At 74.7% G+C, this 13,530-nt stretch carries 9 protein-coding genes; 5 read left to right on the top strand and 4 right to left on the bottom strand.

Annotated features, from left to right (window positions below):
• Positions 1-2: 2 nt before the first annotated feature.
• Entirely contained in the window at positions 3-797 is a 795-nt protein-coding gene (locus ACZ4M8_RS01970) for a site-2 protease family protein (RefSeq protein WP_467602548.1), read from the bottom strand.
• Positions 798-1,118: 321 nt separating this feature from the next.
• Between ACZ4M8_RS01970 and ACZ4M8_RS01965 the strand changes: the two genes are divergently transcribed.
• Positions 1,119-4,649, top strand: a complete 3,531-nt coding sequence (locus ACZ4M8_RS01965; protein WP_467602546.1) for an AfsR/SARP family transcriptional regulator — start codon at positions 1,119-1,121, stop codon at positions 4,647-4,649.
• Positions 4,650-4,769: 120 nt separating this feature from the next.
• Here ACZ4M8_RS01965 and ACZ4M8_RS01960 read toward each other — a convergent pair whose 3' ends face one another.
• The 3 genes from ACZ4M8_RS01960 to panB form a co-directional block, all read right to left on the bottom strand.
• A complete protein-coding gene (locus tag ACZ4M8_RS01960) occupies positions 4,770-5,603 on the bottom strand; it encodes an ABC transporter permease (RefSeq protein WP_467602544.1) in 834 nt (277 codons plus the stop codon).
• Positions 5,600-6,631: an ATP-binding cassette domain-containing protein gene (locus ACZ4M8_RS01955; protein WP_467602542.1), complete on the bottom strand. Its 1,032-nt coding sequence runs from the start codon at positions 6,629-6,631 to the stop codon at positions 5,600-5,602. Before ACZ4M8_RS01955 ends, ACZ4M8_RS01960 begins: the two co-directional genes overlap by 4 nt.
• Before the next feature lie 284 nt (positions 6,632-6,915).
• Positions 6,916-7,806, bottom strand: coding sequence for a 3-methyl-2-oxobutanoate hydroxymethyltransferase (gene panB / locus ACZ4M8_RS01950; protein ID WP_467602540.1), 891 nt, complete (start codon positions 7,804-7,806; stop codon positions 6,916-6,918).
• A 458-nt stretch (positions 7,807-8,264) separates the two neighbouring features.
• On the opposite strand from panB, the gene ACZ4M8_RS01945 reads away from it, so the two are divergent.
• The 4 genes from ACZ4M8_RS01945 (at position 8,265) to ACZ4M8_RS01930 (ending at position 13,513) form a co-directional block, all read left to right on the top strand.
• Positions 8,265-9,884, top strand: a complete 1,620-nt coding sequence (locus ACZ4M8_RS01945) for an MFS transporter (protein ID WP_467602538.1) — start codon at positions 8,265-8,267, stop codon at positions 9,882-9,884.
• Positions 9,881-10,519 (top strand): TetR/AcrR family transcriptional regulator, encoded by a 639-nt coding sequence (locus ACZ4M8_RS01940; protein WP_467602537.1) that lies wholly within the window; start codon positions 9,881-9,883, stop codon positions 10,517-10,519. The genes ACZ4M8_RS01945 and ACZ4M8_RS01940 overlap by 4 nt, the downstream gene beginning before the upstream one ends.
• 238 nt (positions 10,520-10,757) lie before the next feature.
• Positions 10,758-11,774 carry an endonuclease/exonuclease/phosphatase family protein gene (locus ACZ4M8_RS01935; RefSeq protein WP_467603429.1) on the top strand — a complete coding sequence of 339 codons (1,017 nt, stop codon included), beginning with the start codon at positions 10,758-10,760 and terminating at the stop codon, positions 11,772-11,774.
• 503 nt (positions 11,775-12,277) lie between these two features.
• On the top strand, positions 12,278-13,513 hold the full coding sequence (locus ACZ4M8_RS01930; protein WP_467602535.1) for an MFS transporter: 1,236 nt from the start codon (positions 12,278-12,280) through the stop codon (positions 13,511-13,513).
• Positions 13,514-13,530 lie beyond the last annotated feature (17 nt).

Here is a 13,530-nt window from a genome sequence, read left to right as displayed (position 1 = left end):
GGTCACCCCACCGGCACCTGCGGCTCGCCCTGCCAGAAGCGGAAGAATTCCTGGCCCCAGTAGGAGTCCCAGCGGGAGACGCCGAGAGTGTCGAGGACGGTGTCCACGAGCTGGAAGAAGACGTGGTTGATCTCCGGGACCCACAGCAGACCGAAGACGGCCAGCAGACCGAACGGCGCGAACGGGGCCACCTGGCGGCGCAGGGCGGGGGAGAGCCAGGGCTCGATGATGCCGTAGCCGTCCAGACCCGGAACGGGCAGGAAGTTCAAGATCGCCGCCGTCACCTGGAGCAGGGCCAGGAACGCCAGGGCATAGCGGAACGGATCGGGGACGCCGGTCAGCCCGTGCAGCCAGAAGGGCGCGCTGACGACGGCGGCGAAGAGGATGTTCGTCAGCGGACCGGCGGCGGAGATCAGACTGTGGCGCCAGCGGCCCCGGATGCGGCCCCGTTCGATGAAGACGGCGCCGCCGGGCAGACCGATCCCGCCCATGATCACGAAGATCACCGGCAGCACGATGCTCAGCAGGGCGTGGGTGTACTTGAGCGGGTTCAGCGTCAGATAGCCCTTGGCGGCCACGGAGCTGTCGCCGCTGTGCAGCGCCGTCCTGGCGTGCGCGTACTCGTGCAGGCAGAGCGAGACGACCCAGCCGGAGACGACGAAGAGGAACACCGCGAAACCGGTGCTCGCGGCGAGCTGTTCGCTCCAGACGGCCCATCCCGAGACGGCCATCACCGCCACGAGGGCGAGGAAGACCGGGCTGACGCGGCGCTCGGCTTGCCGTATGGCGGTGGTCATCGTGCGGGGCTCCCAGAGGCGACGGCGGTGGACGTGCGTACGCGGTGTGGCCGGGCCGCACGGTACGGGTGACGGTAGCCCGACCGTATCGGCGGCGGGGCGGTCCGCGCACGGTACGGGGCAGGGGTGCCCTAGGGGGCGTGCGCCGCACCCGTGTGCGCCCCGGTGGCGGGCGCGCGGGCGGCGGGCCGTCTCCGTGCGGAAGGCGTACCGCCGGTTCCCCGGCGCGGAATCCGGTGGTCGCGGGGCGGGCGGACGGGAGAAGGTGGGGCGGGCCCGTTCCGGGGGCGGCGGACCGTATGGGGAGGAAGAGGGCGGAAGGTGACCGACAATGTTCGGGTGCGGTACGGAATTCTGGGCACGACACAGGCGCTGAGGGCGGACGGGACGGCCGTTCCCCTCGGGGGCGCGCGGCTGCGCGCGCTGCTGGCCGCGCTCGCCCTGCGGCCGGGCCGGGCGCTGCCCACCGACGCGCTGATCGCCGACATCTGGGGGATGGACCCGCCGGCGGACGCCAACGGCGCGCTCCAGGCGCTGGTCGGACGGTTGCGGCGGGCCCTGGGGCACGCCGCGGTCGTCTCCGCCGACGGCGGCTACCGGCTGTGCGCGGCGCCCGACGCGGTGGACCTGCCGCGCTTCGAGCGGCTGGCCTCCGACGGCACCGCCGCGCTCACCGCCGGCGACCCGCACCGCGCCGCCGCCCTGCTGGACGAGGCGCTGGCGCTGTGGCGGGGCCCCGCCCTCGCCGACCTCCCGGCGGCCCGTACGGACGCGGTCCGGGCCGAGCGGCGGCGGCTGGACGCCCGCCGGGTCCGCCACGCCGCGGACCTCGCCCTCGGGCGGGCCGAGGAGATCCTGCCGGGGCTGGACGCGCTGTGCCGGGACCATCCGCTGGACGAACCGCTCCAGGCACTGCGGCTGCGGGCGCTGCGCGCCGCCGGGCGCACCGCGCAGGCGCTCGCCGCGTACGAGGAGATCCGGGTGGACATCGCGGACCGGCTCGGCGCCGACCCCGGCCCCGAACTCCGGGCGCTCCACGCCGAGCTGCTCGAACCCGCGGTGGTGGAGGAGGGGGACCGGCCGGAGCCCGCGCCGGACGCCGCGGCACGGAGCGGTGCCGGACCGGCGCCCGGCGCCCCCGCCGTACGGACCGGCCCCGCACCGCTCCGGCCGGAGCCCGGCCCCGTACCGGACGCGGACGGGAGCGTCCCGGAGCCCGGGGACACGCCGCCCGCGCTCGCGGGGGCCGGGCGCCACCCGGACGGCGGGCCCGCACCGGCCACCCGCCCCGGCGCCCCGGCCCCCGCCCCGCGTCCCGGCAATCTGCGGGCGCGCCGGACCTCGTTCGTCGGGCGGGGGCAGGAGCTGGCCGGACTGCGGGCGGATCTCGCCACGCACCGGCTGGTGACGTTGCTGGGGCCGGGCGGGGCGGGCAAGACCCGGCTGTCGCAGGAGGGCGCGGAGGCCGCCGCGGCAGCGCTGCCGGACGCCTGGCCGCAGGGGGTCTGGCTGGCGGAGCTGGCGCCGGTCGACGATCCGGCGACGGTGCCGGAGGCGGTGCTCACCGCCCTCGGCGCCCGCGAGACGGTCCTGCGCGGTTCCACCGCGGAGGGGCTGCGCGCCGCGGGCGACCCGACGGCGCTCGATCCGCTGGGCCGCCTCGCCGAGCACTGCGCCGACCACCGGATGCTGCTCATCCTCGACAACTGCGAACACGTCATCGGCGCCGCCGCGGCCCTCGCCGAGCGGCTGGTCGGCGACTGCCCCGGAGTGACGGTCCTGGCGACGAGCCGGGAGCCGCTGGCCGTCCCCGGGGAGGTGCTGCGCCCGGTGGAGCCGCTGCCCGACCCGGTGGCGCTGCGGCTCCTCGCCGACCGGGGCGCCGCCGCCCGGCCGGGCTTCCGCCTCGACGACGACCCGGCCGCCTGCGCGGAGATCTGCCGCCGCCTGGACGGTCTGCCGCTCGCCGTCGAACTGGCCGCCGCCCGGCTGCGGATGCTCTCGCCCCGGCAGCTCGCCGACCGTCTCGACGACCGGTTCCGGCTGCTGACCAGCGGCAGCCGTACCGCACTGCCCCGCCAGCAGACGCTGCGCGCCGTCGTCGACTGGTCCTGGGACCTCCTCGACGCGCCCGAACGCGCCGTGCTGCGGCGGCTGTCCGTCTTCGCCGGGGGCTGGGATCCGGAGCTGGCCGAGGAGGTCTGCGCGGGCGACGGCGTCGACCGGCGGGAGGTCGCCGCCCTCCTCGGCTCGCTGATCGACAAATCGCTGGTGGTCGCCGCTCCGGCGGCGGACGGCCGGATGCGCCACCGTCTCCTGGAGACCGTCGCCGAGTACGCGGGCGAGCGGCTGGACGAGGCGGGCGAACGCGCCGCCGCCGAACGCCGCCACCTCACCGCCCACCGCGAACTGGCCCGCACCGCCGACCCGTTGCTGCGCGGCCCCGGCCAGCGGACCTGGCTGGGACGGCTGGAGCAGGAGCACGACAACCTGCGGACCGCGCTGCGCCGCGCCGTCGCCGCGGGCGACGAGCACGAGGCGCTCTGCCTGGTGCTCTCCCTCCAGTGGTTCTGGACGCTCCGCGACCACCGGGCCGACGCCCGTACCTGGTCGCGGGCGGCGGCCGCGATGGGCCCGAACCCGTTCCTGCCGCCGGTCACCCCCGCCCCCGACCTCCACGAGCGGCCGATCGACGCGCCGCCCCCGATGAGCGCCGAACAACTCCTGGAGGCCCGCCGGGAGGTGCGGCTGGTGGAGCTGTCCAGCGCGGAGAACTACACGGAGCTGCTGCACGCCCCGGGGCGGAAGGAAGAGCTGGCCGGGATCCTCGTCGCGTACCGCGCGGGCATGCCGCAGACCTGCCGGGTGCCGGGCGCGCTCTGGTACTACCCGGTGCTGCTCTCCGGCCGGCAGCCCGATCTGGCGGACCTCGCCGACGAGGGCGTGGCCACCTGCCGGAAACTGGGCTACGAGTGGGAGCTGGCCTTCGTCCTCCAACTGCGCGCGAAGATCCTCAACGACCGACCCGGCGCCCTGGAGCAGGCGAGCCGGGACGCCGACGAGTCGCTGCGGCTGTTCATGGCGCTCGGCGACGACTGGGGCGTCGCCGAGGCGCTCGCCGGACGGGGCGAGGCCCGCTCGGCGCACGGCCGCTACGCGCTCGCCGCCGACGACTACCGCGCGGCGATGCGGTACGCCGAGGAGCTGGGCGCCCACGGCCAGACGCTGATCCTGCGGACCCGGCTCGGTGGCGCGCTCATCGAGGACGGGCAGGACGAGGAGGGCGAGCGGCTGCTGCGCGAGGTGCTGGCGGAGGCCGAGAACGTCGCCGCCGGGCGGGACGCGGTCCCGTTCGCGCGGCTGACGCTGGCGATGCACCTGATGGTCACCGGGCGGCCCGACACCGCGTACGAGCAGTTGGTGCGGGTACGGGGCGAGGCTCTGAGCTGGGGCCCGGAGCTGTTCATCGGGATGGTGGACGCGGCGCTGGTCGCCGTGGACATCGAGCGGGGGCGCCCCGAGGGGCTGCTGCCGCGGCTGCGGGACGCCCTCGCGCGGATGCAGGACCCGCTGACCCGGATGGTCGCCCCGGATCTGCCGGTGACGCAGCTGGTGACCGGTGCGCGGGCGCTGCTCGCGGTGCGCGGCGCGCGTGCCGGGCGGGACGCGGCGCGGCTGGTGGGCGCCTACGACGCGCTGTGGTCGCCGGCACACGTCCCGCCGCGGCTGATCCGGCACGGCCGGGCGGTGGCGGAGGCGGAGATCCGCGCGGCGGCCGGCGACGCGGCGTTCGCGCGCGGACACGCCGAGGGCGGCGGCCTTTCGTTGGACGAGGCCACCGCCCTCATCTGACGCGAGCCGGGCGAAGGTCTCCCGGGGCGGTGGCCCCGGGCGCGTCAGGTCGGTGCCCGGCCGGCGGCGGACGCTCCCGCCACCGGCACGGTGCGGTGCCGCCGGGTGCCGCACCGCGGGTCAGGTCTTCGTACGGAACTTCTTGACCGCCAGCGGCATCGTCACCGCGGTGATCACCAGCGCCCAGCCGAGGGTGATCAGCACGGGGTGGGCGACGGGGCCCTCCCCGTTGATCAGGGCGCGGGCGGCGTCGGCGAGGTTGGAGAGCGGGTTGACCTTGGTGAAGCCCTCCAGCCAGCCGGGCATCGACGCGGTCGGCGCGAAGATCGACGAGCCGAACTGGAGCGGCATCAGGACGATCATCGCCAGCCCCTGCACCGCCTGCGGCGTCTTCACCGACAGCCCCAGCAGGATGAAGATCCACATCAGGGCCGCGCCGAAGACCGTCGACAGGGCCACCGAGGCGAGGAACGGCAGGAAGCCGCCCTTGATCTCCAGCCCCAGCAGGAAGCCCATGACCAGCAGGATCGTGGTGGCGATCAGCATCCGGCCGATCTCGACGACGATCTTGGCGATCAGGACCGAGGAGCGGGCTATCGGCATGGTCCGGAAGCGGTCCATGACGCCCTTGCGGAAGTCCTCGTTGACGCCGGTGCCCACCGCCATGGCGATGTTCATGCCCATCATCGCCATCATGCCGGGCACCAGGTACTGCACATATTCCTGCTGATTGCCCTTACCGGCGATGGCGCCGCCGAAGACGTAGACGAACAGCAGGATGAAGATGATCGGCATCAGCAGGACGTCGAACATCGACTCCGGATCGTGCTTGATCTGGAGGGCGTTGCGCCGGGCCAGTGCGGCGATGTGGCGCAGGTTGGCGCGCAGCCCGATCCGGCCCTCGTCGGAGCCCGGCTTCGCCGCCGCCGGCGGTGTCAGTGTGGCGGCACTCATGCCGATACCTCCGCGTACTGCTGGTCGTTCGCCCCGTCGTCGTCGGCGGGCGCCTCCGAGGACTTCTGGCCGGTGAGGGCGAGGAACACCTCGTCCAGGCTGGGCAGGTGGGTGCTGATGCCGGCGAGGGCGACACCGCGGCTGCCCAGCAGGCCGATCACCGCGGTCAGCTGCTCGTCGCTGATGATGGGGACGTTGACGACGCCCTCGGCGGGGTCGGGTGTCGCGCCGCCGATGCCGTCGAGTCCGGCGTCGGCCAGCGCCGCGGCCACCGTGTCCAGGGCGGTGGGGTCGGCGGGCCGGACCTGGAGGGTACGGCCGCCGACCTTGGCCTTCAGTTCGTCGACGAGGCCCTCGGCGATGACCCGGCCACGGTCGATGACGGTCAGCTCGTTCGCCAGCTGTTCGGCCTCCTCCATGTACTGCGTGGTCAGCAGCACGGTGGCGCCGTCGCGGACCATGCGCTGGACCTCGTCCCACACCTCGTTGCGGGTGCGCGGGTCGAGGCCGGTGGTCGGCTCGTCCAGGTAGAGGACGGCGGGCCGGCCGATCATGGAGGCGGCGAGGTCGAGGCGGCGGCGCATCCCGCCGGAGTACTTGGCGGCCGGGCGCTTGGCGGCGTCGGTGAGCGAGAACCGCTCCAGCATCTCGTCGGCGCGGCGGCGGGCGTCCTTGCGGGACAGGTCGAGCAGCCGGCCGATCATGTAGAGGTTCTCGAAGCCGGAGAGCTTCTCGTCGACCGAGGCGTACTGGCCGGTCAGCCCGATGGTGCGGCGCAGCGCGCGCGGCTGGCGCACCACGTCGTACCCGGCGACCACGGCGTGCCCGGCGTCCGGGACGAGCAGTGTGGACAGGCAGCGGACGAGCGTGGTCTTGCCGGCGCCGTTCGGTCCGAGGACGCCGAGCACGGTGCCTTCGCGCGCGTCCAGGTCCACCCCGTCGACGGCTTTCACATCGCCGAAGTGCTTGACCAGACCGCGCACCTCCACGGCGTTGCCGCCCCGAGGGGTCTTCGTCTGTCGTGTCATGCCCCCTACGGTGCCGGGCCCCACCGACACCGCACCGACAACCCGCCGATACGAACGGGACACGGTCGTTCCAGGGGCGGGAACGTACGGACGCCGCCCCTGGAACGTGGGCGTACCGGCCTCTTCCACGGCCGGGGACGGACTTGGAACGGCGGGGTGCCGTCCCGGGAACGCGGACGTGTCCCGGCCCGGGAACGCGGACGTGCCCGGCCCTGGAACACGGGTGCCGTCCCGGGAACGCCCGCGTACCGGCCTGGAACGCGGGCGTTTCCGGGACGCGCGCCCTAGTGGAACGTGTGCCGCTCCGCCGGGAACGTCCCGGCGACGACCTCCTCGGCGAACTCCTTCGCCGCGCCGCCCAGCAGTTCCCGCAGCGCGAGGTACTGCTTGACGAACTTCGGCACCCGGCCGGCGGTCATCCCGGCCATGTCCGTCCATACCAGCACCTGGGCGTCGCACTCCGCCCCGGCGCCGATGCCGACCGTCGGGATGTGCAGCGACCGTGTGACCTCGGCGGCCAGCTCCGCCGGGACCGCCTCCAGGACGACCGCGAACGCGCCCGCGTCCTGCACCGCCTTGGCATCGCGCAGCAGCTGCTGCGCCGCCTCCTCACCACGGCCCTGGACGGGGTAGCCGCCGTACGCGTGGACCGACTGCGGGGTCAGCCCGATGTGCGCCATGACGGGGATGCCGGATGACACCAGCAGCTCCACCTGGTGCGCGGAGCGCTCCCCGCCCTCCAGCTTCACGGCGCCCGCGCCGGCCTCCTTGACCAGCCGGGTGGCGCTGCGCAGCGCCTGCACGGGGCCTTCCTGGTACGCGCCGAACGGCAGGTCGGCGACGATCAGGGCGCGCTCGGTGCCGCGGACGACGGCGGCGGACAGCAGGGTGATCTCGTCCATGGTGACCGGCACGGTCGACTCGTAGCCGAGGTGGCAGTTGCCCATCGAGTCGCCGACGAGCAGGACGGGGATGCCCGCCTCGTCGAAGACCGACGCGGTCATCGCGTCGTAGGCGGTCAGCATCGGCCATTTCTCCCCGCGCTCCTTGGCGGCGGCGATGTCGCGGACGGTGACCCGGCGGGAGCGGGTACCGCCGTAGAGGGACTTCCCGGGCCCGGCGGGCGTCGCCGCGGGCTCCGCGGCCGGTTTCCGGGCAGGCGAAAGCTGCGTCATGGTGACGGCTCCTGTTCTCATCTCGAAGCGCCCTGACGGCGTCTCCGGACTCCCCTCCATGCTGGCACGCGCCCCCGGCACGGGAAAGAGGCGGGCCGCCCGGCGGGGCGGGACGGACCGCCCGGCGCCTGGGACGGACGCCCGGTGGCGAGGGCGGGGCCTCGGCGGCGGGAGCCGGGGCTGCCCTGCCCGTTCCCGCCGGGGCGCCCGCGCCTGCCTCGTCCGGGCCGTGCGTTCCGGCCTCGCGCGTCCCCGTTCCGGCCGTGCCCCGCGCTCCCGCCCCGGTCCGCGCGTCCCCGTCCGGCCTCGGCCGTCCCGGCCCGTTCCACCCCGCCCGAGCCCCCTGTCCCAGCGCCCTTCCCCGGAGCCTCCTTCCCCGGAGCGTTCCTCCCCGGGACGCGCCCGGGAGGGGCGGCGATACGGAACGGGCCCGTATCGAAAGGCGTACGCTGGCGGGCATGGCCAACTCCCCGATCCGCTCCGGCGTCCCGGGGCCCGGTCGTCCCGACGCGACCGTGCACCGCCGCCGCTGGGTGATCCTCTCCGTGCTCATGCTCAGCCTGCTGATCGTGGTGCTCGACAATTCGATCCTCAACGTCGCGATGAAGACCATCGCGACCCCCGCGCCCGCGGGGCTGGGCGCCACCCAGAGCGAGCTGGAGTGGGCGATCAACGCCTACACGCTGGTCTTCGCCGGGCTGCTGTTCACCGCCGGACTGCTCGGCGACCGCCTGGGCCGTAAGAAGGTCCTGCTCTTCGGGCTGGCGGTGTTCGGCGCCGGGTCGGTGCTCGCCGCGTTCGCCGCCTCGCCCGCCCAGCTGATCGCCTTCCGCGCCCTGATGGGTCTGGGCAGCGCCTTCGTGATGCCCGCGACCCTCGCGATCTTGATGAACGTCTTCGACCGTGAGGAACAGCCCAGGGCGATCGGCGTCTGGGCGGGCGGCGTGGGGGTGGCCATCGCCGTCGGACCGATCGCCGGCGGGCTGCTGCTCGACCACTTCTGGTGGGGCTCGGTCTTCCTCATCAACCTGCCGGTCGTGCTGGTCGCCCTGGGCGCGATGATCTGGCTGGTGCCCGACTCCCGCGACCCGGCGCCCGGCCGCCTCGACCCGGTGGGCGTCGTGCTCTCCGTCGTCGGTCTGGTCCTGCTGGTCTACGGGATCATCCGGGGCGGCCGGCTCGCCGACTTCACCGCCCCCGAGGTGGTCGCCGCCGTCCTCGGCGGACTCGCCGTCCTCGCGCTCTTCGTCGTCCACCAAAGGCGCAGCGACCACCCATCGATCGACATCGGCTACTTCCGCAACCCGGCGTTCTCCGCCGCCGTCACCGCCATCGCGCTGGTCTTCTTCGCGCTGATGGGCGTCACCTTCTTCATCGTCTTCTACGTGCAGAGCGTGCGCGGCCGCACTCCGCTGGAGTCGGGTCTGCTGATCCTGCCGCTGGCCGCCGCGCAGCTGATCTTCGCGCCGCGCGCCCGGCTCGTCGTCGGCCGCTTCGGCGCCCGCGCGGTCTGCACCGCCGGGATGCTCACCGTCGCCGTCACCATGGCCGGGATGACGCTGCTCGGCGTCACCACCCCGCTGTGGGTGCTGGAGGTGCTCTTCTTCCTCCAGGGCACCGGTATGGCGCACATCATGCCGCCGGTCACCGTCTCGATCATGCAGGCGCTGCCCCGGGAGAAGGCCGGTTCCGGCTCGGCGCTCAACAACACGTTCCGGCAGGTCGGCGGCACCCTCGGCGTCGCGGTCCTCGGCTCGGTGCTCTCCACCGCCTACCGCGACGGCATCAAGGGCACCCTCGACGCCGTCCCCGGGCTGTCCGGGGCGGCGCGGCACGCCGCCGGGGAGTCCATCGAGGCCACCCTCGGCGTCGCCGCCCGGCTGGGCACCGCCGGACGGCCCCTGGTCACCGCCGCGCAGGACGCCTTCGTCCACGCCATGCACCTCACCGCGCTCGTCTCGTCCGCCATCGCGCTGACCGGCGCCGTGGTGGTCGCGGTGTTCCTGCCCGGCCGCCCGGCGCGGACCGCGCCCGCCGCCCTGCCCCGCCCGGACGAGACCGCGCGGGCCCCGCGGTGAGCGGCCCGCGGGCGTCCGGCCGCCCCGGACCGGCCCCGGAGGCGGCGGGGGACGGGCGCCGCGGCCGGCCCCGGTCCGCCGCGGCGGACACCGCCATCGTCGAGGCGGTGCTCCGCCTCATCGAGGAGGGTGCCGCCATCGGCGATCTGTCGATGGAGGGCATCGCCCGCGCCGCCGGGGTCGGCAAGGCCACCGTCTACCGCCGCTGGCCGGGCAAGGACGCCCTGCTGCTGGACGTCGTCCGCTCCCTGGACGACGCTCTGCCCCCGGCGCGCGGCGACTCGGTCCGCGACGACCTCGTCGCCCTGCTGGAGCACCTGCGCCGCCGCGGTCTGGCCAAGCGCCACTCCGCGCTGCTGCGCACCGTCCTCACCCAGGTCCAGGCGCAGCCCGCCGTCTGGCGCGAGTACCACGAGACGGTGATACGGGCTCGCCGTGAGGCGCTCCACGCCGTCCTGCGGCGGGGGATGGCGCGGGGCGAGATCCGCGCGGACCGGGACGTCGACGTGCTCGCCGATCTGTTCGTCGGCCCGATGCTGGCGCGGGCCCTGATCGACGAGGGGCAGGCGCTGCCCGAGGGGCTCGCCGAGAGCATCGTCGACACGGTGCTGGAAGGGGTGCGGCCGCGCCCCTGACGGTGGCGCCCGGTCCGCTCGGGGGGCGCGCGACGGGATGCCGCGCGCCGGGCCAGGGGAGGGCATGTGCCCGTTCTGTCACAGGATGCGGTGGAGGGCCCTCGGCCGGAACTTCCCCCGTGGCCGCCTCGTCACTACGGGTGGAAAAGCGCCGTCCCACGATCACCTAGGGTCGGTGGGCGGAGTCGAGGCCGCGGCGGACAGAAGCAGTGAGGGAAGCGGAATGGCGCAGGCGTACATGACGGAGCCGGAGCAGGGGCCTGATCCCGAACAGGCCGGTTCCCGGGCCGAGCGTCTGCGCAGGTGGTGGCGGCCGGAGCGGATGTGGCGGCGCGGCATCGTGCTCGCGGTGCTGGCCGTGGTGCTCGGTCTGCTGATGCTGCTGCACGCCAGGGTGCCCAACACCGTCGGCAACCTCGGCAGCCTGCTGGAGACGTTCCTGCCGTGGCTGGGGCTCGGCATCCCGCTGCTGCTCCTGCTGGCCGTGCTGCGCCGCTCGGCGACCGCGCTGGTCGCCCTGGTGCTGCCGGCCGTCGCCTGGACCAGCCTCTTCGGCGGCCAGATCACCAGCAAGACCGGCACCGGCGGCGATCTGACCTTCGTCACCCACAACGTCGACGCGGGCAATCCCGACCCCGCGGGCACCGCCCGTGACCTGGTGGCCGCCGACGCGGACGTCATCGCCCTGGAGGAGGTGACGGCCAAGGCGCTGCCCGTCTACACCAAGGGCCTCGCGTCGGCGTACCCGTACCACACGGTCAAGGGCACCGTCGGGCTCTGGAGCAAGCGGCCGCTGTCCGACGCGGCGGCGGTGCCGATCAAGATGGGGTGGACGCGGGCGCTGCGCGCCACGGTGACCGCCCCGGACGGCGAGAAGATTGCGGTGTACGTCGCGCATCTGCCCTCGGTGCGGGTCAAGGTCAAGGCGGGCTTCACCGCCAGCCAGCGCGACGACAGCGCGGCGGCGCTGGGCCGGGCCGTCGCCCACGAGCCGCTGTCCCGGGTGATGCTCCTCGGCGACCTCAACGGCACGATGAACGACCGGTCGCTGGCCCCTCTCACCTCCCAGCTGCGCTCGGCGCAGGGCGCGGCGGGCGACGGCTTCGGCTTCACCTGGCCGGTGTCGTTCCCGATGGCCCGGATCGACCAGATCATGACCCGCGGCCTGACCCCGGTGGCGGCGTGGTCGCTGCCCGCCACCGGCAGCGACCACCTCCCGGTCGCCGCGTCGGTCAACCTCGCGGGCGGCTCCTGACACACCGGACCACCGGGCACCGGGCGGGCGGAACGGCGGCGTTCCGCCCGCTCCGGTGTGTCCGGGGGCGGTGCGCGTTCCAGGGCCGTGCGCGTTCCAGGCTGTATGCATTCCAGGCGTGTTCCAGACCGTGCGCGTTCCTGGCTGTACGTGTTCCAGGCGCGTTCCAGCCGTACGTGCTCGGGGACTGGCGGCCCGACACGTTGCGGCGTCCGGCGGGGTGTACGGCGCGTGTCCAGGGGGCCCGCACGTCCGGGCCCGGCGCTCCCGGCCCCCGCACCCTCCCGCCGCCGCGTCCCGCCCCCGCAGGCACCCGACCGTGCGCAACGGCACACCCCGCCGTCACACGCGTGTCATCCGCGGGAATCGCGGACCTGCCAGACTTTGTTCCCCAACCGAACTTAACGGGGCGGTTCCGCGGCGTCCGTCCGCGCGGGCGCCCCGTACCTCCCCGCACGTACCCCGTATCCCGCACCCCCCCGCACCGCTCCGGAAGGTCTTCCATGCCCTTGGCTCTGCTCGCGCTCGCGATCTCGGCCTTCGGAATAGGCACCACCGAATTCGTGATGATGGGCCTGCTGCCCAACGTCGCGGGCGACCTGGGCACCTCCGTGCCCACCGCCGGCTATCTCGTCTCCGCCTACGCCCTCGGTGTCGTCATCGGCGCCCCGCTGCTGACCGCACTCGGCTCCCGGGTGCCGCGTAAGCCGATGCTGGTGGCGCTGATGGCGCTCTTCACCGCCGGTAACCTCGCCTCCGCCCTCGCGGGTGACTTCCCGCTGCTGGTCGCCGGGCGGGTGCTGGCGGGACTGCCGCACGGCGCGTTCTTCGGTATCGGCGCGGTCGTCGCCGCCCGGCTGGTGCGCGAGGGGCGGCAGGCGCGCGCCGTCGCCACGATGTTCCTCGGCCTGACCGTCGCCAACATCGTCGGTGTGCCCGCCGCGACCCTCCTCGGCCAGCATCTGGGCTGGCGCGCCACCTTCCTCGTCGTCGCGGGCATCGGCCTCGTCGCGATGGCCGCGCTGGCCCGCCTGGTGCCGCCGCTGCCCGCCGCGGAACGCACCGGGCTCGGCCGTGAGCTGCGCGCCCTCGCCGGGCGGCAGGTGCTGCTCGGCCTGCTCACCACCGTCCTCGGCTTCGCCGGCGTCTTCGCGTTCTACAGCTATCTCGCCTCGGTGCTGACGAAGGTCACCGGCTTCTCCGAGACCTCCGTGACGCTGGTCCTCGCCCTCTTCGGCATCGGCATGACGCTCGGCGCCCTCGCCGCCGGACCGCTCACCGACCGGGCGCTGCGCCCCACCCTCTACGGGTCGCTGGCCGCCCTCGCCGCGATCCTCGCGCTCTTCCCGCTGGCCGCGCCGTACAAGCCGCTGGTACTGGCCGCCGTCGTGCTGATCGGCGCCGTCGGCTTCATGACGACGACGCCGCTGCAGATGCTGGTGATGGAGAAGGCGCAGGGCGCGCCGACGCTGGCCGCCGCGTCCAACCAGTCGGCGTTCAACCTCGCCAACGCGGGCGGCGCCTGGGCGGGCGGCCTGGCCCTGTCGGCGCACTGGGGCTGGACGGCACCCGCCCTGGTCGGCGCGGCGCTGGCCGCCGCGGGCCTCGTGGTCGCCGTCGCCGCCGGACTGCTGGACCGTACGGGGAAGGGTGGCGACGCCTCCCGTGTGGTGGCACGTGGTGGCGCCACGGAGGAGCCCGCCGGGGCGTCGGCGCAGGCCCCGGCCGCCCGCGGCTGACCGTTGCGGCCCGGCGT

The sequence above is a fragment of the Streptomyces sp. NPDC027185 genome (genome assembly GCF_055567035.1).
This window is presented reverse-complemented; position numbering and strand designations above follow the sequence as displayed.